The sequence below is a fragment of the Streptomyces sp. SL06 genome, assembly GCF_058244745.1.
Window position 1 is genome coordinate 5,794,206 of record NZ_JBSYOT010000002.1, and the last position, 20,173, is coordinate 5,814,378.

The 20,173-nt window shown below is 70.2% G+C and carries 22 protein-coding genes; 9 read left to right on the forward strand and 13 right to left on the reverse strand.

The genetic code is table 11. The features are described 5' to 3' along the window. Window positions 1-2 precede the first annotated feature (2 nt). On the reverse strand, window positions 3-1,259 hold the full coding sequence (locus AC4IHM_RS26550; protein WP_490869505.1) for an exo-beta-N-acetylmuramidase NamZ family protein: 1,257 nt from the start codon (window positions 1,257-1,259) through the stop codon (window positions 3-5). Between the two features lie 162 nt (window positions 1,260-1,421). Here AC4IHM_RS26550 and AC4IHM_RS26555 point away from each other — a divergent pair, with 162 nt between their 5' ends. Together AC4IHM_RS26555 and AC4IHM_RS26560 are read left to right on the forward strand one after the other, a co-directional pair. After that, a complete protein-coding gene (locus AC4IHM_RS26555) occupies window positions 1,422-2,192 on the forward strand; it encodes an SDR family oxidoreductase (RefSeq protein ID WP_490869506.1) in 771 nt (256 codons plus the stop codon). Between the two features lie 106 nt (window positions 2,193-2,298). Then, entirely contained in the window at window positions 2,299-2,892 is a 594-nt protein-coding gene (locus AC4IHM_RS26560) for a TetR/AcrR family transcriptional regulator (protein WP_490869507.1), read from the forward strand. A 303-nt stretch (window positions 2,893-3,195) separates the two neighbouring features. Here the strand turns inward: AC4IHM_RS26560 and AC4IHM_RS26565 are convergent, their stop codons facing one another. From AC4IHM_RS26565 to AC4IHM_RS26590, 6 genes are all read right to left on the reverse strand, one after another. Next, a complete protein-coding gene (locus AC4IHM_RS26565) occupies window positions 3,196-4,410 on the reverse strand; it encodes an acyl-CoA dehydrogenase family protein (RefSeq protein ID WP_490869508.1) in 1,215 nt (404 codons plus the stop codon). A 6-nt stretch (window positions 4,411-4,416) separates the two neighbouring features. Beyond that, window positions 4,417-5,442 carry a phosphotransferase family protein gene (locus AC4IHM_RS26570; protein WP_490869509.1) on the reverse strand — a complete coding sequence of 342 codons (1,026 nt, stop codon included), beginning with the start codon at window positions 5,440-5,442 and terminating at the stop codon, window positions 4,417-4,419. A 135-nt stretch (window positions 5,443-5,577) separates the two neighbouring features. Continuing rightward, on the reverse strand, window positions 5,578-5,910 hold the full coding sequence (locus AC4IHM_RS26575) for a DUF202 domain-containing protein (RefSeq protein ID WP_490869510.1): 333 nt from the start codon (window positions 5,908-5,910) through the stop codon (window positions 5,578-5,580). Between the two features lie 2 nt (window positions 5,911-5,912). Then, entirely contained in the window at window positions 5,913-6,305 is a 393-nt protein-coding gene (locus tag AC4IHM_RS26580; RefSeq protein WP_490869511.1) for a YidH family protein, read from the reverse strand. A gap of 46 nt (window positions 6,306-6,351) precedes the next feature. Next, entirely contained in the window at window positions 6,352-6,861 is a 510-nt protein-coding gene (locus tag AC4IHM_RS26585; protein WP_490869512.1) for an NUDIX hydrolase, read from the reverse strand. Between the two features lie 85 nt (window positions 6,862-6,946). Continuing rightward, window positions 6,947-7,840: a DMT family transporter gene (locus AC4IHM_RS26590; RefSeq protein WP_490869513.1), complete on the reverse strand. Its 894-nt coding sequence runs from the start codon at window positions 7,838-7,840 to the stop codon at window positions 6,947-6,949. Between the two features lie 268 nt (window positions 7,841-8,108). Here AC4IHM_RS26590 and AC4IHM_RS26595 point away from each other — a divergent pair, with 268 nt between their 5' ends. Continuing rightward, window positions 8,109-9,059, forward strand: a complete 951-nt coding sequence (locus AC4IHM_RS26595) for a hypothetical protein (protein ID WP_490869514.1) — start codon at window positions 8,109-8,111, stop codon at window positions 9,057-9,059. A gap of 34 nt (window positions 9,060-9,093) precedes the next feature. Then, window positions 9,094-10,632, forward strand: coding sequence for an APC family permease (locus tag AC4IHM_RS26600; RefSeq protein WP_490869515.1), 1,539 nt, complete (start codon window positions 9,094-9,096; stop codon window positions 10,630-10,632). A 72-nt stretch (window positions 10,633-10,704) separates the two neighbouring features. Here the strand turns inward: AC4IHM_RS26600 and AC4IHM_RS26605 are convergent, their stop codons facing one another. Both AC4IHM_RS26605 and AC4IHM_RS26610 read right to left on the reverse strand, forming a co-directional pair. Further along, window positions 10,705-12,102 carry a GntT/GntP/DsdX family permease gene (locus AC4IHM_RS26605; protein ID WP_490869516.1) on the reverse strand — a complete coding sequence of 466 codons (1,398 nt, stop codon included), beginning with the start codon at window positions 12,100-12,102 and terminating at the stop codon, window positions 10,705-10,707. A gap of 46 nt (window positions 12,103-12,148) precedes the next feature. Beyond that, entirely contained in the window at window positions 12,149-12,676 is a 528-nt protein-coding gene (locus tag AC4IHM_RS26610; protein WP_490870943.1) for a gluconokinase, read from the reverse strand. Between the two features lie 137 nt (window positions 12,677-12,813). On the opposite strand from AC4IHM_RS26610, the gene AC4IHM_RS26615 reads away from it, so the two are divergent. From AC4IHM_RS26615 to AC4IHM_RS26625, 3 genes are all read left to right on the forward strand, one after another. Next, the gene (locus AC4IHM_RS26615) at window positions 12,814-13,515 is read left to right on the forward strand and encodes a FadR/GntR family transcriptional regulator (protein WP_490869517.1); all 702 of its coding nucleotides are present in this window, start codon (window positions 12,814-12,816) and stop codon (window positions 13,513-13,515) included. Between the two features lie 192 nt (window positions 13,516-13,707). Beyond that, window positions 13,708-14,442 carry a dienelactone hydrolase family protein gene (locus AC4IHM_RS26620; RefSeq protein WP_490869518.1) on the forward strand — a complete coding sequence of 245 codons (735 nt, stop codon included), beginning with the start codon at window positions 13,708-13,710 and terminating at the stop codon, window positions 14,440-14,442. A gap of 46 nt (window positions 14,443-14,488) precedes the next feature. Beyond that, the gene (locus tag AC4IHM_RS26625; protein ID WP_490870944.1) at window positions 14,489-14,923 is read left to right on the forward strand and encodes a hypothetical protein; all 435 of its coding nucleotides are present in this window, start codon (window positions 14,489-14,491) and stop codon (window positions 14,921-14,923) included. A 26-nt stretch (window positions 14,924-14,949) separates the two neighbouring features. Here AC4IHM_RS26625 and AC4IHM_RS26630 read toward each other — a convergent pair whose 3' ends face one another. From AC4IHM_RS26630 to AC4IHM_RS26640, 3 genes are all read right to left on the reverse strand, one after another. Further along, complete coding sequence (locus tag AC4IHM_RS26630) at window positions 14,950-15,333, reverse strand: YchJ family protein (RefSeq protein ID WP_490869519.1); 384 nt, start codon at window positions 15,331-15,333, stop codon at window positions 14,950-14,952. Between the two features lie 162 nt (window positions 15,334-15,495). Beyond that, window positions 15,496-16,266 (reverse strand): ISAs1 family transposase, encoded by a 771-nt coding sequence (locus tag AC4IHM_RS26635; protein WP_490869520.1) that lies wholly within the window; start codon window positions 16,264-16,266, stop codon window positions 15,496-15,498. Continuing rightward, window positions 16,263-16,700, reverse strand: a complete 438-nt coding sequence (locus AC4IHM_RS26640; RefSeq protein ID WP_490869521.1) for a transposase family protein — start codon at window positions 16,698-16,700, stop codon at window positions 16,263-16,265. The genes AC4IHM_RS26635 and AC4IHM_RS26640 overlap by 4 nt, the downstream gene beginning before the upstream one ends. Window positions 16,701-17,321: 621 nt before the next feature. Here AC4IHM_RS26640 and AC4IHM_RS26645 point away from each other — a divergent pair. Further along, the gene (locus AC4IHM_RS26645; RefSeq protein ID WP_490869522.1) at window positions 17,322-18,044 is read left to right on the forward strand and encodes an HAD family hydrolase; all 723 of its coding nucleotides are present in this window, start codon (window positions 17,322-17,324) and stop codon (window positions 18,042-18,044) included. Here AC4IHM_RS26645 and AC4IHM_RS26650 read toward each other — a convergent pair. Next, the gene (locus tag AC4IHM_RS26650; RefSeq protein ID WP_490869523.1) at window positions 18,041-19,258 is read right to left on the reverse strand and encodes an NsdA family TPR-like regulatory protein; all 1,218 of its coding nucleotides are present in this window, start codon (window positions 19,256-19,258) and stop codon (window positions 18,041-18,043) included. The two genes, AC4IHM_RS26645 and AC4IHM_RS26650, sit on opposite strands and share 4 nt — an antisense overlap. A gap of 418 nt (window positions 19,259-19,676) precedes the next feature. Between AC4IHM_RS26650 and AC4IHM_RS26655 the strand changes: the two genes are divergently transcribed. Continuing rightward, a complete protein-coding gene (locus AC4IHM_RS26655; protein WP_490870945.1) occupies window positions 19,677-20,075 on the forward strand; it encodes an ATP-binding protein in 399 nt (132 codons plus the stop codon). Window positions 20,076-20,173: the final 98 nt, after the last annotated feature.

Below are 20,173 nucleotides of genomic sequence, written 5' to 3' on the forward strand. Positions count from 1 at the left end.
GCTCACCCGTAGAGGAGGTACTGGCGGCGCGTCCTGCGGAACGCCGCCAGTTCCCCCTGCCAGGCTCCCACCACCTCGTCGGTGTCCGCGCCCGCGTCGATCATCGTGCGCACCCGCGTGGAGCCGGTGAGGCTGTCGATCCAGTCGTCAGGGCGCCAGGCGAAGCCCTCCCAGGCCCGTTTGGCGCTCACCAGGAGGGCGATCCCGGTGCGCACCGGGTCGAAGGCGGCCCGGTCGTGCACGTGGAGCTGCACACCGCCGACGGTCCTCCCCTCGAACTTGGAGAAGGTCGGGGCGAAGTACGCCTCGCGGAACCGCACACCGGGCAGACCGAGTTCGTTCGCGGCGGCGGCCCAGCCCCCGTCGAGGCCTTCGGCGCCGAGCAGTTCGAACGGACGGGTGGTGCCGCGCCCCTCCGACAGGTTCGTGCCCTCGAACAGACACGTGCCGGAGTAGACCAGGGCCGTCTCGGGCGTCGGCATGTTCGGGCTGGGCGGCACCCAGGGCAGTCCGGAGGCGTCGTAGAAGTCCGACCGCCGCCAGCCCGTCATCGGCACCGTCTCCAGCGGCACCGGCGACGGCAGGAACTCGCGGTTGAACAGCCGGGCCAGCTCGGCGACCGTCATGCCGTGCGCCTGCGCGACGGGCTGCCGGCCGACGAAGGTCGCGAACTCCTTGTGCAGGACCGGGCCCAGCGCCGCCCGCCCGGTCACCGGGTTCGGCCGGTCCAGGACCACGAACCGCTTGCCCGCCGGGACGGCCGCCTCCATGCAGTCGAACAGCGTCCAGATGTAGGTGTAGAAGCGGGCGCCCACGTCCTGGATGTCGAAGACGACGGTGTCCACCCCGGACGCCGTGAAGATGTCCGCGAGCGGCTGCCCGCTCTTCAGATACGTGTCGTAGACCGGCAGGCCGGTCGCGGGGTCGTCGTAACGGCCCTCGGAGCCGCCCGCCTGAGCGGTCCCCCGGAAGCCGTGCTCGGGGCCGAAGACGGCGGTCAGGTTCACCCGGTCGTCGGCGTGCATGACATCGACGATGTGGCGCGCGTCCCGGGTGATGCCGGTCGGGTTGGTGACGATGCCGACCTTCTGCCCGTCGAGCAGGGCGTAGCCGTCGCCGGCGAGGCGCTCGAAGCCGGTGCGCGGCTCCCGGTCGCCGTGGCCCCCGCCCGTCGCCCGTGCCGGGCCCGCGGTGGCGGCCGTGGCACCGGCCGCCACCGCGGCCGTCGAGGCGAGCAGATTCCGTCTGGACAGCGTCATGCGGTGACCTCCGTGATCGCGGCGGGTGTCATGCGCACGCACGCTAACCCGTGTCCCCCGCCGCACGGAACGAGGCGAGGCGCGCTTGACCTCTTCCGTCGCACATACCGACTGGTTAGTCTGGCGCTGCCAGCAGCGCCAGAGCCGTGTCGAAGGAGACCGATGAGTCAAGCCGTGCGGGATGCCGGAGTCGTCGTCACCGGGGCGGGAGGCGGCATCGGGGCCGCGCTGGCCCGCCGCTTCGCCGCCGAGGGCGCCCGGGTCGTCGTCAACGACCTGGACGCCGGCCGCGCGAAGGCCGTCGCCGACGAGATCGGCGCCGTCGCGGTCCCCGGCGACGCCTCCGCGACCGTCGCCGAGGCCCGCGAGGCACTCGGCGGCCGGGTCGACGTGTACTGCGCCAACGCGGGCGTCGGCGCCGGGGGTTCGGAGGCGGCGGGCGAGGCCGTCTGGGCGCTCGCCTGGGACGTCAATGTCATGGCCCATGTGCGGGCGGCCCACGAGCTGATCCCCGACTGGCTGGAGCGCGGCGCCGGCCGCTTCGTCTCCACCGTCTCGGCCGCCGGACTGCTCACCATGATCGGCGCCGCGCCCTACAGCGTCACCAAGCACGGCGCCTACGCCTTCGCCGAGTGGCTGTCCCTGACCTACCGCCACCGCGGGATCAAGGTCCACGCCATCTGCCCGCAGGGCGTGCGCACCGACATGCTGGCCGCCACCGGCAGCGCGGGCGACCTGGTGCTCCAGCCCACCGCGATCGAACCGCCGGAGGTGGCGGACGCCCTCTTCAAGGGCATCGAGGAGGACCGCTTCCTGATCCTGCCGCACCCCGAGGCCGCCGAGTACTACCGGGCCCGCGCCGCCGGACCCGACCGCTGGCTGCACGGCATGAACCGGCTCCAGCGGCAGTGGGAGGAGTCGACCGCCCGGTGACCGGCTCCGCCGCGAGTGGGAAGATCCTCCGTCGGGACCGCGTTCCTCCCGCAGGCGTCGGGACGCACAGTGAACGGACAGCGAAACGGAAAGGCAGGTGACGGCAGTGCCCAGGACCACGGACGGGGACGGCACTCCGGTGCCGCAGCGGCTCCTGGCCGCCGCCACCCGGCTCTTCGCGGAGCGGGGCTACGACCGCACCTCGGTGCAGGAGATCGTGGAGGCGGCCGGCGTCACCAAGGGGGCGCTCTACCACTACTTCGGCTCCAAGGACGACCTCCTGCACGAGGTGTACGCGCGCGTGCTGCGCCTCCAGCAGGAACGCCTGGACGCCTTCGCGGGCTCGGACGACCCGGTCGAGAAGCGGGTGCGGGACGCGGCGGCCGACGTCGTCGTCACCACCATCGACAACCTCGACGACGCGTCGATCTTCTTCCGCTCCATGCACCAGCTGAGCCCGGAGAAGAACAAGCAGGTACGCGCCGAGCGCCGGCGCTACCACGAACGCTTCCGCGCGCTCGTCGAGGAGGGCCAGCGGTCCGGCGTCTTCACCAAGGAGACCCCGGCCGACCTGGTGGTGGACTACCACTTCGGCTCCATCCACCACCTGTCCACCTGGTACCGCCCCGACGGCCCGCTCAGCCCCCAGGAGGTCGCCGACCACCTGGCGGACCTGCTGCTGCGGGCACTGCGCCCGTGAGGTGACCGGCGGGCACCACCACGCGACCGCGGCCCGCCGCGGCACGAACGCCACCCCGATCCCGGCCCCGACCGGATCCACCGGCGTCCGATCCGGGTGGCGTCGCCGCTCACCGGCCGGCCGGTGACCGGTCCCGCGCCCGCCGCGCCCGCGAGTCGCGTCTCCTCGGCACCGGCCGGCGGTGTGCGGGCCCGCGGCGAGACGATCCGCCGGAGCGCCGGCGGGGCCTTCGCGCGGCCCCGTCTCGTCTCTCTCCTCCGGGCCCGCGCGGATCACCACCACTTCGGCCGCCGCCTGCGGCCGTTACGCGTACTTCTTGATCTCCCGGCGTGCCAGCGAGCGCTGGTGCACCTCGTCCGGGCCGTCGGCGATCATCAGCGTCCGGGCGCCGGCGTACAGCTCGGCCAGCGGGAAGTCCTGGCTCACGCCGCCCGCGCCGTGCAACTGGATCGCCCGGTCGAGGATGCCGACCACCGCGCGGGGCGTGGCGATCTTGATGGCCTGGATCTCGGTGTGGGCGCCCCGGTTGCCGACGGTGTCCATCAGCCAGGCGGTCTTCAGCACCAGGAGCCGCAACTGCTCGACGGTGACCCGGGCGTCGGCGATCCAGTTGTGGACCACGCCCTGCTGGGCGAGCGCCTTGCCGAAGGCGTTGCGGGAGACCGCGCGGCGGCACATCAGCTCGATCGCGCGCTCGGCCATGCCGATCAGCCGCATGCAGTGGTGGATGCGGCCGGGGCCCAGGCGGGCCTGGGCGATGGCGAAGCCGCCGCCCTCCTCGCCGATCAGATTCGACACCGGCACGCGCGCGTGGTCGAAGGTCACCTCGGCGTGGCCGCCGTGGTCGTGGTCCTCGTACCCGAAGACCCGCATCGCCCGGTTCACGGTGACGCCGGGCGTGTCGCGCGGCACCAGCACCATCGACTGCTGGCGGCGGATGTCCGCGCCCTCCGGGTCGGTCTTGCCCATCACGATGAAGATCCGGCAGTCCGGGTTCATCGCCCCCGAGATGTACCACTTGCGGCCCGTGACGACGTACTCGTCGCCGTCGCGCTCGATGCGCGTGGTGACGTTCGTGGCGTCCGAGGAGGCCACGTCCGGCTCGGTCATCGCGAACGCCGAGCGGATCTCACCGGCGAGCAGCGGCTCGAGCCACTGCTTCTTCTGCGCCTCGTCGGCGAACTGGGCCAGCACCTCCATGTTCCCGGTGTCGGGCGCCGCGCAGTTCGTCGCGGTCGGCGCCAACTGCGGGCTGCGGCCGGTGATCTCGGCGAGTGGCGCGTACTGGAGGTTGGTGAGTCCCGCGCCGTACCCGGCGTCGGGCAGGAAGAGGTTCCACAGGCCCTGGCGGCGTGCCTCGGCCTTGAGGTCCTCCACGACCTGGGGCGTGTCCCACGCGGAGGCGAGGCGGGCGCGCTGCTCGTGGGCCACCCGCTCGGCCGGGTAGACGTACTCGTCCATGAAGGCGAGCAGCCTGGCGCGGAGTTCCTCGGTGCGTGCGTCGAACGCGAAGTCCATGGCGGATCAGCCCTCCTGAAGGGTGGTCAGGCCGTGCTCGATGAAGACGGGGACGAGGTCGCCGATGCGGTCGAAGCCGCGGCCGACCGTCTGGCCCAGCGTGTAGCGGTAGTGGATGCCCTCCAGGATCACGGCGAGCTTGAACCAGGCGAACGCCGTGTACCAGGAGACGGCGGACACGTCGCGGCCCGAGCGGGCGGCGTACCGCTCGACCAGCTCGGAGGGCGAGGGGTGGCCGGGGGCCTCGGCGGTGGTGGAGACCGGGGAGTCGGGCATGCCGAGCGGCATGCTGTACATCACCAGCAGGCCGAGGTCGGTCAGCGGGTCGCCGAGTGTGGACATCTCCCAGTCGAGGACCGCCCGGATCCCGTCGTCCTCGCCGCCGATCAGGACGTTGTCGAGGCGGTAGTCGCCGTGCACGACGGCCGGGGCGGGGGAGCGCGGCAGCTCCCGGCCGAGCGTGGCGTGCAGCTCGTCGATGCCGGCCAGGTCGCGGTCGCGGGAGGCGTCCAACTGCTTGGCCCAGCGGCGCAACTGGCGGTCGAGGAAGCCCTCGGGCCGGCCGAAGTCCGCGAGGTCCACGTCCGCGGGGTCCACGGAGTGCAACTCCACGAGCGTGTCGACGAGGTTGAGCACGGCGGTGCGGGTGCGTTCGGGGCCGAGCGCGGCGAGCTGGTCGGCGGTGCGGTACGGGGTGCCCTCGACGAACTCCATGACGTAGAAGGGCGACCCGAGGACCTCCTCGTCCTCGCAGAGCAGGACGGTGCGCGGCACCGGTACGTTCGTCGGGTGCAGGGCGCTGATGACGCGGTGCTCGCGCCTCATGTCGTGGGCGGTGGCGAGGACATGGCCGAGCGGGGGGCGCCGCACCACCCAGCGCGCGGTGCCGTCCGAGACCGTGTAGGTGAGGTTCGACCGTCCGCCCTCGATCAGCCGGCCGGACAGCGGGCCGGCCACCAGACCCGGCCGCTCGCGGTCGAGCAGACCGCGCAGCCGGTCGAGATCGAGTCCGGGCGGGTGGTCGGGGCTCATCATCGCTCCCTGCGGCAGGTGAACAGTACCCGACTCATGATGCCGACCGGTCGGTATGTCGTCCAGTGGGGAAACGGAACGTGATCGGCACCACGGACGACTCCCGCCCCGGCCCGCGCAGGCGCGGGCCGGGGCTCAGAGGACGAGGAAGGCGCCGCAGGCCGCGAGGGCCACCGTGCACAGGACCGCCGCCGTGGCGTGGGGCGGGGTGAGGGCGCGGGGTCTGTTCGTGGCGGCGAGGTCGCGGATGCGGCCGTGGGCGACGCGGAGGAGGGCCAGCCAGAGGGCGCAGCACACGGCGGCCGTGAGCACCGAGGCGGTCGTCGCGCCGCCGTGCAGCACGGTCTTCGCGGCGAGTACGGCGACGACGGTGCCGGAGAGGGTCGTGCGGCGCCAGGCGAGCCGGGTCCGCTCGGGCTGGAGCCCGGGGTCACGGTCCGGGGCCGTGGTGCCGGCGTCGGCGGTCACGCTCAGCCCTCCCAGTCGACGAGGACCACGACGACCATGGCCACGGCGACCACGGCGACGACCAGGCTGAGCAGGGCCGGGAAGCGGGAAACGGGGAGATCCTCGCCCCGGCGCATGGCCCGTTCGCAGCGCACCCAGTGGTTCACGGCGCGCAGCGAGCACAGCACGCCGGAGGCGAGCAGCGCGAGCGCGAGCCCCACCCGCCAGCCCCAGCGCAGGTCGGGCAGGAACTGGTCCACCGCGAACCCGCCGCCGATCAGCGCCAGCGCGGTGCGCAGCCAGGCCAGGAAGGTGCGCTCGTTCGCCAGCGAGAACCGGTAGTCGGGGGTGCCGCCCTCCTCCCGGACCTCCCCGGGCGTGAACCAGAGCCGGGCGTTCCGCACGAATTCGATCACTTGGTGACCCTATCGGGCGGTGGCTCCCGGCCGGCCGTGGGCCGTGTCACCCCCGCCGGGTCCGCAGCCGCTTGTAGGCCGCCAGGCCGTCGGGCACCCACTCCCACTCGTCGAGCCGCCGCTCCAGTTCCGCCTCCGGCAGGAACCCGTGCCAGGCCACCTCCTCCACCTGTGGAGCGACCGGGCCCGCGCAGCGGACCTCGTACACCGACGACCACCAGGTCCGCCCGGCGCCGTCGTCGTACAGGAACGTGAAGAGGTGCCGGGGGCGCGGCAGTCCGCTCACCCCGAGTTCCTCCTCCGCCTCCCGCAGCGCCGCGTCGTCGTAGGACTCGCCCGCGCCCACCACTCCGCCGACGAACATGTCGTACAGGCCGGGGAACACCAGCTTCGTCGCCGTGCGGCGGTGGACGAACACCCGTCCGGCGGGGTCCCGGGCCCACACGAACACACAGCGGTGGCGCAGCCCTTGGGCGTACACGTCACCCCGCCGGGCATGCCCGACGACGCGGTCGTTCTCGTCGACGACGTCGAGGATCTCGTCAGCAGCGCTCATACGCCCATCCAAGCAGCGCGGGTCCGGGTGGCGCCGGTCCGAGGGGCGTCCACCGGGCGCCGCGTGTCCCGGTGGTGCGCTCCGCTCAGCCCCGTTGGAGGGTCCGCGGCCGTCCGGTCTCGCCCGTGCCGCGCGGCATCGCCGGGTGCAGGCCGAGCAGGACGATGCCCGTCACCACCGCCGCGAGTCCGCCCGCCTCCCACGCCAGCGCCCCCGTGTCGGTCCGCAGCCGGTCGCCGAGGAAACCGACCCCGCAGGCGATGCCCGCGAGCGGCTGGGCCGCCGTCAGGGCGGGCAGCGACCTGCGCAGGGGCGCCGTCTCGAAGGCGCTCTGGACCAGGACCAGCCCGGTGACGCCGAGCACCGCCACCGCGTACGGCTGCCAGCCCGTCAGCAGCTCCGCCAGGCCGCCCGCAGAGAAGCGCCGGCCGCTCACCCGGGTCAGCGCGTCCTGCACCCCGTACAGCAGACCGGCGGCCAGGGCCAGCAGGGTCGGGCCCCAGGTCAGCCGGGAGCGCCCGGCGCACGCCGTGAGCAGCAGGGCCAGGCCCAGCATCACGCCGACGATCAGCCAGTGCCGCAGCGGATCGGTCGGCGCGCTGCCGCCGCGCGGCTCGCCCGCCACGATGAACGCGGTGACCCCGCCCGCGAGCAGCGCGAGGCCGGCCCAGCCCTGGCGGCCCAGCGGCTGCCGGGTCTGGACGCGGGACAGGGCGAGGGCGAAGAGCAGGTTCGTCGCCAGGAGAGGCTCGACGAGGGTGAGTTCGCCACCGCCCAGCGCGAGCGCGCCCAGCACCATGCCGGCCACCATCAGTCCCATGCCGGCCAGCCAGCGCGGCACCCGCACGAGGTCGAGCAGCAGGCGGGGCGAGAGGAAGTCGCCCAGCGGAGCGTGCTGGGCGGCGTTCTGCTGGAGGACGAAACCGAAGCCCAGACAGCAGGCGGCGCTCACGGCGAGAGCGAGGACCAGAACCGACACGCTGCGTACCTCGATCGGCAGTCGGGTCACGGGGGCGTCGGGGCCGACTCTAGCGCCGACGGCTGCCGGACGCCGGGCGACTGGCGCATCCGGGGGCCGGGGGGAGGCCGGGGCCGGTGACAAGTTCCGCTGATATGACATGAGTTGACGCGGGTAGCGGACCGGTTCCCCTTGACGCCAAGCCTTGGCTGGGGGTTTGCTGTGTGTGATCGGTTCATGGCAGTCCGGCTACGACGACCTACCGCGTCGCGTGAGGAAGTTTCCCGCGGTGTCCCCACCCCCGCCTCCCCTCGGCCGCGCTCGCAAACGCGCGGCCCAGGCCTTCGACGAGGCCCTCGACGACGCCGAACTCATCGCGGCACGCGCCGCCTTGGCCCAGGGCCGATGGCAGTCGGTCCGCTCCCTGCTGGTCCACACGGGCGACGACTGGGACCGCCGCGGGCACCGGATGACCGTACTGGCCAAGGAGCCCCACTGCGTCCCCTGGGCCCGCGAGTGGCTGCTCGCCGAACCCGACTCGGCCGACGCGACCGTCCTGCTTGCCCTCGCCCAGGTCCACCGCGCCCTGCGCGGCAAGGAGAAACCCGACCGGGCCCGGGAGGCCTGCCGGGGCGCCGTCGCGCTCGTCCCCGACGACCCCACACCCTGGCTCGGACTCCTCGTGCTGGAGCACTCGCTCGGCACCGACGAGGACGTCGTACGGGCCTTCGAGCAGGTGCGCGGACGGTACGCCGACCACCACCACGCCCATCACCTGATGGTGGCCCGGCTCGCCCAGCGCGGCGTCGACGACGGCCCCGACCCGCTGCACGAGGTGTACGACTTCGCCAACTGGGCCGCCGAACAGGCCCCCGCCGACTCCCCGCTGGCCATCCTCCCGGTCGTCGCGCACGCCGAGCGCTACCGCGTGCTGGCCGCCGCCGGCAACGAGCCCCCCGACCCCAACGCTTCCGGCCACTGGGTCGGCCGCCGCGCCCGGCTGGTGATGAAGGCCGCCTTCGACTGGTGGCTGGAGTGGGAGCAGGAGGGCCATCCGCGCCGGCTGATCGACCTCAACTTCCTCGCCCACGCGAAGTACTGCGAGGGCCGCGGCGCCGAGGCCGCCGCCCTGTTCCACCGCATCGGCGAGCACGCCACGCCCGCCCCGTGGTCCTACCCGGACCGCGACCCGTACTCCGCCTTCCGTGCCGCCCGCGCGAGCGCCCTCGGCACGGCCTGACACCCCACGAACACGGAAGAAGGACAGTTCCCCGATGACCACGGGCAGTTCGAGCACGAGCAGATCCGCGAACGGCGGGGACATCAGCACCTTCAAGGGCCAGGAGCGGGCACTGCGCGCCGACCGGCTGGGCACGGGCGGCCTGCTGCTGTCCGTACTCGCCGCCACCGCCCCGCTGATGGTGGTCGCGGGCGTCATGCCCACCACCTTCGCGGTGATGGGCATCGTGGGACAGCCGCTGCTCTTCGTGGTGCTCGGCGTGGTGCTGATCCTCTTCAGCGTCGGATACGCCGAGATGAGCCGGCACGTCCACAACGCGGGCGCCTTCTACGCGTACATCTCCCGCGGACTCGGCGGCACCGCGGGCGCGGGAGCCGCCCTGGTCGCGCTGGTCGCGTACAACTCCCTCCAGGTCGGCATCTACGGCATCTTCGGCTTCGAGGTCTCCGGCCTGCTGTCGACCTACGCCGGTCTGGAGGTGGCCTGGTGGATCCCGGCGCTGCTGGCCGTGGTCGCGGTCGGCACGCTGGGCTGGCTGAAGATCGACGTCAACGCGCGCGTGCTCGGTGTCCTGCTGCTCATCGAGGTGGTCCTCGTGGTGGTGTTCGACATCGCCGCCGTCGCCGACCCGGGCGCGGAGGGCCTGTCGCTGCACGCCTTCAACCCGGACACCCTGACCGGCGCCGGTGTCGGGACCGCGCTGTGCTTCTGCATCGCCGCCTTCCTCGGCTTCGAACAGGCTCCCGTGTACGCCGAGGAGACCAGCCGGCCGCACGTGCTCGTGCCGCGGGTCATGTTCCTCGCGGTGGGCGGTGTCGCCGTCTTCTTCGCGTTCAGCAGCTGGGCCCTGACCGTGGCCACCGGGCCCGGCCAGATCGTCGGCACCGCGCAGGAGCAGAGCGCCGGGCTGCTGTTCTTCCTCACCGAGTCCCGGCTCGGCGGCACCTTCACCGACGTGCTGCACGTGCTCTTCGTGACCGGCATGTTCGCCGCCCTGCTCAGCTTCCACAACGTCGTCGCCCGGTACGCCTTCGCCATGGGGCGCGAGGGGCTCCTGCCCGCCGCCTTCGGGCGCACCAGCGGCTCAAGCGGCGCCCCGGGCACCGGCTCGCTGCTCCAGACCGCCGTGTCCGCGGTGGTGGTCGTCGGCTTCGCGATCGCCGACGACAAGCCGGCCGGCGACCCGACCCAGCCCGTGCTGCACCTGTTCACCTGGGGCGGCAACGTCGGCGCGCTCGGCGTCATCGTGCTGATGGCCGCCGCCTCCTTCTCCGTGGTCGCCTTCTTCGTCCGCCGCGGCGCCGCCGGCACCCAGGGCGTGCGCCTGGCCACCTCCGCCGTCGCGGGTGTCGCCCTGCTGGTGATCGCCGGCTACACGGTCAAGGACTTCGACGTGCTCGTCGGCGCCGGCCCCGGATCCGCCCTCAGCCGGCTGCTGCCCGGCATCATCGGCCTCGCCGCGGTCGCCGGCGTGGTCCAGGGGCTGTTCCTGCGCGCCCGCGCACCCGAGCGGCACGCCCGCATCGGCCAGGGCAACGAGGCCTTCCAGCTGGACAAGGCGGCCTCCTCCTGACCGGGGGGCGCGGGGCCGCGTGGCCGTGCGGACGTACGTCCGCACGGCCACGGATGTCCGGTCGTACGACCGCTATATGACCAGCGACAGGAGCAGGACCAGCGCGCCCGCGACCACCGAGATGATCGTCTCCATGACGGACCAGGTCTTGACGGTCTGGCCCACGTCCAGGCCGAAGTACTCCTTCACCAGCCAGAAGCCGGCGTCGTTGACATGGCTGAAGAACAGCGAGCCGGCGCCGATGGCCAGCACCAGCAGGGCGGCGTGCGCCGTCGACATGTCGGCCGCGAGCGGTGCGACCAGACCGGCCGCGGAGACGGTCGCCACGGTCGCCGAACCGGTCGCCAGCCGGATCGCCACCGCGATCAGCCAGGCCAGCAGCAGCGCGGGTATGGACCAGTCCTCGGAGATCTCCAGGATCATCCGGCCCACGCCGGAGTCGATCAGCGTCTGCTTGAAGCCGCCGCCCGCGCCGACGATGAGGAGGATGCCCGCGATGGGCGCGAGCCCCTTCTCGACCAGGCCGGAGAGGCGGTCCTTGCCGAACCCGGCGGGCCGCAGCAGCGTGAAGATGCCGACGAGCACGGAGACGAGCAGCGCGATCAGCGGGTTGCCGATCACGTCGAAGGCGCGCTGCACCGCGTTCTCCGGGTCGTCGACGGTGATGTCGACGAGCGCCTTGGCCAGCATCAGCACGACCGGCAGCAGGATCGTGGTCAGGGTGGCGCCGAACCCGGGGCGCTTCTCCAGCTCTTCGGAGGCGCGCTGCGGGATCATGCGGTCGGGCGCGGGAACATCCACCCAGCGGGCCGCGTACTTCGAGAACAGCGGACCGGCGACGATCACCGTCGGGACGGCGATCAGGACCCCCAGCGCGAGCGTCACACCGAGGTTGGCGCCGACCGCGTCGACCGCGACCAGCGGGCCGGGGTGCGGCGGGACCAGGCCGTGCATCACGGACAGGCCGGCCAGGGCCGGGATGCCGATGCGCATCAGCGAGTAGTTGCCGCGCTTGGCGACCATCAGGACGACCGGGATCAGCAGGACGATGCCGACCTCGAAGAACAGCGGCAGCCCGATGACGGAGGCGATCAGCACCATCATCCACGGCATCGACCGGGGGGTCGCTTTGGCGAGGATGGTGTCCACGATCTGGTCGGCGCCGCCGGAGTCGGCGAGCATCTTGCCGAGGATCGCACCGAGGGCGATCAGGACGCCGACGCCCGCGACGGTGGAGCCGAGTCCGGCGGTGAAGCTGGTGATGACCTTGTCCAGCGGCGCGCCCGCGAACGCGCCGAGCGCCAGTGACCCGATGGTCAGCGACAGGAAGGCATGCAGCTTGAACTTGGTGATGAGCAGCACGATGACGGCGATACCGAGGAGCACGGCGATGCCCAACTGGGCATGGCCGGCCGAGGTGATCGGCTCGACGGTGTCCGCTGCCAGCACCTCGACGCTGAGTCTGGTCACGGTGGTTCCCTTGCGGTGATGGGGATTCGGGGGAGGGTGCGGGGGGTTACTGGACCGGCTCGGGAAGGTCCTTGAGGGCGCTTGTCGCCCGCTCGGCGATCTCCTCGGGCGTACCGGCAACGTCCACCGCGATCCCCGCCTCGTCCGGCTGGAGCGGCTGGAGCGTGGCGAACTGGGAGTCGAGCAGGGCGGTCGGCATGAAGTGCCCCCGCCGGTGCGCCATCCGGTCCTCGATCAGCTCACGGCTGCCCGTGAGATGGACGAAGACGACATCGGGAGCGGCGGCCCGCAGCCGGTCGCGGTACGACCGCTTCAGCGCCGAGCTGCTCACCACCCCACCGAGCCCCGCACGCGCGTGGGCCCAAGCGCCGATGGCGTCCAGCCAGGGCCGGCGGTCCTCGTCGGTGAGCGGGGTCCCGGCCGTCATCCTGGCGATGTTGGCCGGCGGGTGGAAGTCGTCGCCCTCGGCGTAGGGAACGCCGAGCCGGGCGGCGAGCAGCGGGCCGACGGTGGTCTTCCCGGTGCCCGCCACTCCCATGACCACGACGACGTGGGGGGTGTGCAGTTGCTGCATCGCACTCTCGCTGTCTGCTGTCTTCGTCGACATGTGATGTCGACGCAACTGAAACCCATTAGGTACGACGAATTCAAGAGCCTGTGATGCATAAGTCTGACTTTTTGTTCCCGTGACGCGCCCCGTACGCTGAGTGCATGAGCACACTGGACCGGGGGCTGCACGGCCGCGTACTGGACACCCTCGGCCCCGCGATCACGGCGGGTGAATACCCCGCGGGCAGCGTCCTGCGCACGGACGAACTGGCACAGCGTTTCGAGGTGTCGCGCTCCGTGATGCGCGAGGCGGTCCGGGTGTTGGAGTCCATGCATCTCGTCGAGTCGCGCCGTCGGGTGGGAGTGACGGTTCTACCCGAGTGCGAGTGGAACGTCTATGACCCGCAGGTGATCCGCTGGCGGCTGGCCGGCGCCGAACGCCCGCGCCAGCTACGCTCGTTGACGGTGCTGAGGTCGGCGATCGAGCCGGTGGCCGCGGGCCTCGCGGCGCGACTGGCCACGCCCGAGCAGTGCGCCGAGCTGACCGAGTGCGCACTCGGCATGGTCGCCAACTCGCGCGGCCACCGGCTCGACGGGTACCTCTTCCACGACGTGGCCTTCCACCGCGTCGTCCTCACCGCCTCCGGCAACGAGATGTTCGCCCGCCTCGGCGGTGTCGTCGCCGAGGTGCTGGCCGGCCGCACACACCACGACGTGATGTTCGAGGACCCCGACCCGGCCGCCGTCACCCTGCACGTCCAGGTCGCCGAGGCGGTACGCGCACGAGACGCCGAACGCGCCGAGCGCCTGACCCGCGAGATCACGGTGGGCGCACTCCAGGAACTGGACATACTGGCGCCGTAGCGGACGCCGGAGCCTCCGCGGAAACCTGCTGGCGGAACCACGGCAGCCACTGCTACGTTTCCGGAAGCCGTGCGAGAGAGCGAGGAGGTGGTACCCGTGAACGTATCGACATGGGTGCTTCCCTCCGGGGTCACGGTCGGGCGATAGGTCGTCCGGGAGCGCCGTTCAATGGCACTCCCGAAAGGCACGACCATGCAATTCACTTCTGAACAGCGTCTCGACGACGCTGTTTTCGAGCGCCGGTTCACCCTGGGCGAGATCCCCGGCATCCTGTGGACGCCCGCAACCGCATCCGCACCGGCGCCGCTGATCCTGCTCAGCTCCCCTCCTCTCGGGCTGCGCAAGATGTACCCCCGATTGGTGGCCCGAGCCCGGCACTGCGCGGCGGACGGCTTCGCCACGGCCACCATCGAGCTTCCCGGAAGCGGCGACCGGCCCCGCCTGCCCGCCGCCGAGCAGGCCCGCGCCGACCTGCGTCGCGCCATGGAGGCCGACGAGCCGGTCAGCGACGAGATCATCGACGCCCTCGTCCTCCCCCTGGTCGACAAGGCGGTCCCGGAGTGGCAGGCCGCCCTGGACGCCCTCCTGTCGCTGCCCGAGATCGGCGGCCCGGTCGGGTACTCGGGGGGAGTGATCTCCATCGGGACCCGGCTGGCGGTGGTCGAGCCGCGCATCTCGGCCGCCGTTCTGTTCGCCGGGAGTTTCGTCCCTCGCGCCATGTTCGAGGAGGCCCGCCAGGTCACCATTCCGCTGCACGTCCTGCTGCAGTGGGACGACGAAGGCAACGACCGGCAGGCGGCCCTCGACCTGTTCGACGCCTTCGGCTCCAAGGAGAAGACGCTGCATGCCAACATGGGAGGGCACACCGGCGTCCCGCAGTTCGCGGGAGATGCCGCGGCCCGGTTCTTCACCCGACACCTGAAGTGACGCCGGGCCGTCAGGCCACCAGCTGACGGTCGCCGTGTTGGCCAGGATGCTGCTCATCCAGGGACAGATCCCGGCCCTCCTCGGCCTTCTGCACCACGGGCTGTGCCTGCTGGATCCCGAGCTGCTGGAACGGATCACCGTGCGGCGCGCGGAACTGGACGAACTCGAAGAGCACCTGGCCATGCAGTTGTCGGAGACACGGGCCGAGCGGGATGAACTCGCCGTCGGACGAAAGGGGCCGTCCGATCTGCCCGCCGCCCGACCCGGCCGCACCCACGACGTCACCGCCGCCCGCCACGACCACATCCTGGCCCACCTGCGCGCCGCCGGCCTCGGGGCGCTGGCGGACCCCGGCTTCCATGGCATGGACAACGACGTACTCGACCCCGTGATCATCACCGGCCGCACCGCCACCCGCGCCCGCCTCCTGCGCACCCGACCGGTGGGAGCACCCCGAATACCGGTCACACCAGCCCTTTGACCTGTGACTTCAAGTTGGCGGAGGCCCTACGCGAGGAACTCCCCGTCCACGTACACCCACGCCCCGTCGACCCGCTCGAACCGGCTGCGCTCGTGCAGCGAGCCACCGCGGTAGGACGCCCGGAATGTCACGGTGCCGGTGGTGTGGAAGGCGGAACCGTCGCTCGTGTCCAGGATCTCCAGGCCGGTCCACCGCATGCCCGGGTCGAGATCAAGGCGCTCCGGCCGCGTCCGCGGATGCCAGGTGCGCAGCAGATAGGCCGCGTCCCGGCGTACGAAGGCGCTGTAACGCGAGCGCATCAGGGCCTCGGCGGTCGGCGCGGGCATCACACCGAGGTGCCGCCGCCCACAACACTTCCCGTACGGCTCGGCCGGCCCGCACGGGCAGGAAGACACGATCATGACGACCATTGTGCCCGGCCCGCACCCGGGCAAGCAGAAGACCCCCGCTTCGCGGGGGTCCCGACTGGTGTCCGAGGGGGGACGTACGCACTAACCACACGTCTCCAGTTGCCCACGCCGATGCAGGGGAGCACCCAGGGTCATTGCATGATTGAGATCTGTCTGGGTTCGTCACGTGAGACCGAGGGCTCGTAGGGGCCGGTGATAGTCGCGGCCGGTGTGGCGGAGGGCGGCGGCGATGTTGGTCTGGCCGTCCTGGCGGAAGAGGCTGATGGCGAGGCTGCGCAGGGAGGCCGTGGCGCGGGGCAGGTGGCCGGTGCGGACTTTTGAGTCGTCCTCGCGGAACGTGCGGTCCCGCACGTGGTGCAGGTGGTTCTCGATGCCCCAGTGGCCTCTGATCCAGGTGGCGAGTTCGGTGTAGGTGGCGTCGAAGACGCTCAGGCTGGTGATCAGGTAGACGCGCTCGATGGTCAGCTTCCCGGTGCTCAGGCCGCGTCGCCACCGTACGGCTTGGATCGCCTGGCGGGCGCCGGGGTAGTCGAGGTGGCTGAACGCGGTGACCTTGAGCCGGCGGATCTCCTCGCGGTGGTGGGCGTTGTCGCGGGTGCGGTGCCCGAGCGGGATGTCCCCCCAGGGCAGCTTCCTGACCTTGGCATACAGGCCCGGATGGTTCTTCTTCACGACGGCCACGTAGTGCGCGCCGCGACTGGTCAGACAGGCCCCGTGGTCGTGCTGGGTGTGCAGGGCGCCGGCGGTCACCACCGTGTTCTCCAGCTCAAGACCGTCCAGCAACGGCGCGAAGGAAGGGATCTCGTTGCTTTTGGAGGCGGCCTGCCGCTGGGCCAGGACCACGCCGTGGTGATCCATCGCCGCCGGCAACTGGATGGCCGCGGCCGTTGCGGTTCGTGATCCGCGGACCACCTTGCCGTCGACCGCGGTCACCCGTCGCGCTGGCCCTTTCTCCGCTCCCGGCACGACCGGGGATGGCGTTCTGGCCTCAGATACGCGCTGATCGCCGCGTCCAGCGCGTCACCGTCCACACGCTGCAGCAGGCGGCGCACGGTTGCGGCGTGCGGCACCGGCCGCAGACCGGTGAGTGGACCGGCAGCGAAGCCGGGGATGCCCAGCACATGCTGCGGGGCATCTGTGATCCACTCGCTGATCGCGATGAGTGAGCGGGCCCCGGTCAGTACCGCCGAAACGGCTGCGCACAGCAACGTGAGAGCTGGATACCGCAGTCCGCGCGCATCGCGGGGATCGGCGACCAGGATCAGGAAACGCCGCAGGTCAGCGACATCGCTTGAGGTGAGGGGAGCAGTCGGGGAGCCCAGTTTCCCCGGTGTGGAAGGAATGGGCGATGATGTTCGGGCAGGCACGGTCTCGCTCGGTTCTCATGGGTCTCGACAACCACATGATCACCAGCACCGTGCCTGCTCTGCTCTCCCGGACCCCTTGCTGCACAACGGACATGACGCCGCGTCACTCACGAGACCGACGAACCGGACCAATCCCAATCACGCAATGCCCCTGCAAGTAGACCTGTCTTGTATTACTTGCCATCTCTTCCGTGACATTCCTGAATCCGAGAAGTACAAGTACACACTGTGTCTCAGACACGCGCCGATGCCCTCCGAGCCTCGCTTATTCCGTTCTTTCCGATGTTTGTTGTGCCGCAATCGAATTGAGGAGATCAGGCCCGGAGTTTGGCGGCATCTCCCTACGAAACATTCTCAATGGGGTCCGGTCTGTCTGACCAATCCGGAGCCTCTGGAGTGGCCTCCGCCTATCACTGCTGCCAGAGGGCCGGTGTAGCGGATGGCCGGTGCCCAGGGCGGCGGCGCGAATCCCCAACCGCGACGAGCCAGCCCACCCCTTGCTCACGGCTCCCCACTGGGGCCGCTCTGGGTGCCCATCCCAACCTTCAGCCCGCCGGGCAGGCCGGGCCGCTCTCGCGGTCTCTGTGCCCGCGTCGGGGGCCGTGAGAGCATGCCGGGGTGATGACGACAGGCAGCAAGAGCAGCTACGACGGTGCCGCCCTGGTGCTCTGGGATGTGGACCACACCCTTGTTGATGCCGGGGGCGTTGGCCGGATCTTCTACGCCCGTGCTTTTGAAGCCGTGACTGGGCGGCTTCTCACCGAAATGCCACCGATGACGGGCCGCACTGAACGAGCGATTATCACCGACACCTTGCGGCTTAACGGGGTCAGTAATCCCGACGTGTTGTTTGACAATTTTTATAGTGCCCTCGGCGTCGCGGCCGAGCAATCAAAAGGCCGCATCCGTGAACTTGGCCGGGTGTTGCCGGGTGCTGCTGAGGCTATCGGCTCCTTTGACGGCGGTCACGCGGTTCAGTCGTTGGTGACCGGGAACATTCGTCCTATCGCTATCGCCAAACTTCGGGCGTTCGGTCTCGCGGCGAGCATTGACTTTGAGGTAGGCGGATACGGGGACGACGGGCACGACCGCGCCGACCTCGTTAGGCTTGCCCGCGAACGAGCCGAAACGAAATATGGCACGAGCTTTGCGGGAAAGCGCACGTTCATCATCGGCGACACTCCGCATGACATCACCGGGGCGCACGGTGCCGGTGCTTTCGCGATCGGTGTTGCCACCGGAAGCAGTAACGCCGACGAGTTGGAAGCCGCCGGGGCTGACCTTGTTCTAAGTAGTCTCACCGAGCTTGATGCTTTGCGCGCCGCGATCCTCGGACGTGTTTAGACAGGTTCGCCCGCAGCAGCGAGACGGAACAGCTCTTTAAACTCACCTACGGCCGGGATTCGGTGCAGAGGCTCTAGAGCGGTGTTGAATTCTCCGAGCCGTTCGGCGACGCGCGCTGAGCCGATGACTTGCCCAAGATCCAAAGCATCACGCCCGGTTTGGCAGGCGTGTTCTACGTCGCCATCGAGTAGGTAGCATTTCGCGAGGCGAGACAGGTAGTGCACGTGATCCCGGATGCGGTTCGGGGCGCGGGTCTTAATCAGGTTGACAGCAGTCGTCAGCGCGTCCTCTGCCTCATCGGCCATGCCCAATTCGAGATAGCAGGCGCCTTGTTGGGCAGCGACCTCGATATCATCCACGTAGGACAGATAATACGGTTCGGGACGGGTTCTGGCTTGACTGAAATCCTCGCGCACGGTCTCCAAAATCCGCAGGCATTCATTGTCGTTGCCGAGTCCGGCATGTGCGCGGGCAAGACGCGTTCCTAGACTCGTGCGGGCAAGTGGCGTGAGCTGCTGGGGACTTGCGGCGAGGGCGGTTTGTGCCAGGGAAAGCGCGGGACCGAGTCTGCCCCGGTAGGTTTCTTGCAAGCTCATGTAGGCCAGGGCACTGGCGGATAGTCCGGGGTCGTCGGCTTCGTGTCCGACCTGGATAGCGGCGGTCAAATAGCGTTTCGCGGCGGTGTGGTTGTTGGAATCCAGGGCGAGCCAGCCGGCCATCTGGTTCAACTGACCGAACTCTAGAAGTCCGTCGGCGGGGTTTTCTCGCACGTTGATGGCCATGCGTGCCACGTATCGGGAGAGCGGCAGATAGAGACTGTCTCCGCCGAGTTCTCCATCTAGGTGCAGGAAAGTCTTTAGTAGGCGGTCGCCGCTTTGCTGCATACTCATACCCGGAAACGGAGATATCCCACCACTCAACACACCAGCCGTTGCGTCCCCTTGCGGTTCGTCCCACAACGAAAGTGCGGGACTCAACGGCGGTTCAGGCTCGGGGGCGCGGCGTTGGCTAGGGAGTTTGAACCACAACAGTGCGGCCGGAATACGCAAGACTTCGGCCCAGTGGGTCAACTTGCTGAGGTCTTGTGGGGCTTGGCCCTTTTCGATGCGGCTTAGCTGAGCTTGTGTCATGTAGAGCCAGCCCGCGACGAGTTCTTGCGGGAGTGGGCGCTCGTGGTGGGGATGGGTGCGGTAAGCGTAGAGCACTTTGCCCATGTGCCAGGTATCTAGCGCATCTCGCATTTGGTCGGTGTGCCAAAACGCCACCGGCACAGTGGGAGGCCGCATGGGATTAGCGCGCTGCGTTTTTCGGCATGCGGCGCAATGACGCTCGGTGTTGTCCCGCGCAAGACGCGTCGCGCAGTTGGCGCAGTAACGCGGCTGTGCTGGCACGCCCATAGTGCTTGCTCCGGGGGAAGGTCCGTCAAGGCTCATTGCCTGCTGTGGAGTTCGAGTCTACCGACGTTACCGGCTCCGCCCGCCCGGTTTCATACGTCGCACGCATACCCGTCATCCCTTACATCCCTGGCCCGCGCGGCGCCCGGTGGCCAGGCTTAACGACGCCCCGCCACTGCGGAGCGGCCCCGCCCCCTTGGAGGTGTCACGCGTGGCCAATCCACCCCCGCCCCCATACATGAGTCAGCTCAACCTGCAAGCGCATCCAGGCGCCTCGCCCTGGGCCAGACGGCACACCCGCGATGTACTCGCCGCCTGGTCGGTCGGGGGCGACCCCATGGACGCCGTGGAGTTGGCCGTTAGCGAGTTGGTCACCAATGCCATCAAACACATTCAGGATGCGCCCGAACTCTCGTCTTCCCCCGAGTCTGTCCGGCTGAGTCTGCGGCACATGAGAACTCACGTCCTCATTGAAGTGGCTGACAGTCGACTGAACCCGCCGGTTGTCGCTACCGATGTTCCTTGGGACGCCGAGAGCGGACGGGGGTTATCCATCATTGCGAGCGTTTGCAAGGAATGGGGCTGCTATTGGCCTCTGACTGGCGGGAAAGTCGTCTGGTGTGAAATCTCGCTCTAAGCGCGCTTCTAAAAGCGGCACTGCCGCCGCTGCGGACAGTTCCAGCGTCGGCGGTGTCTTCCCACCCGCTCAAGGCTGCGCCACATGCGATGATCTGC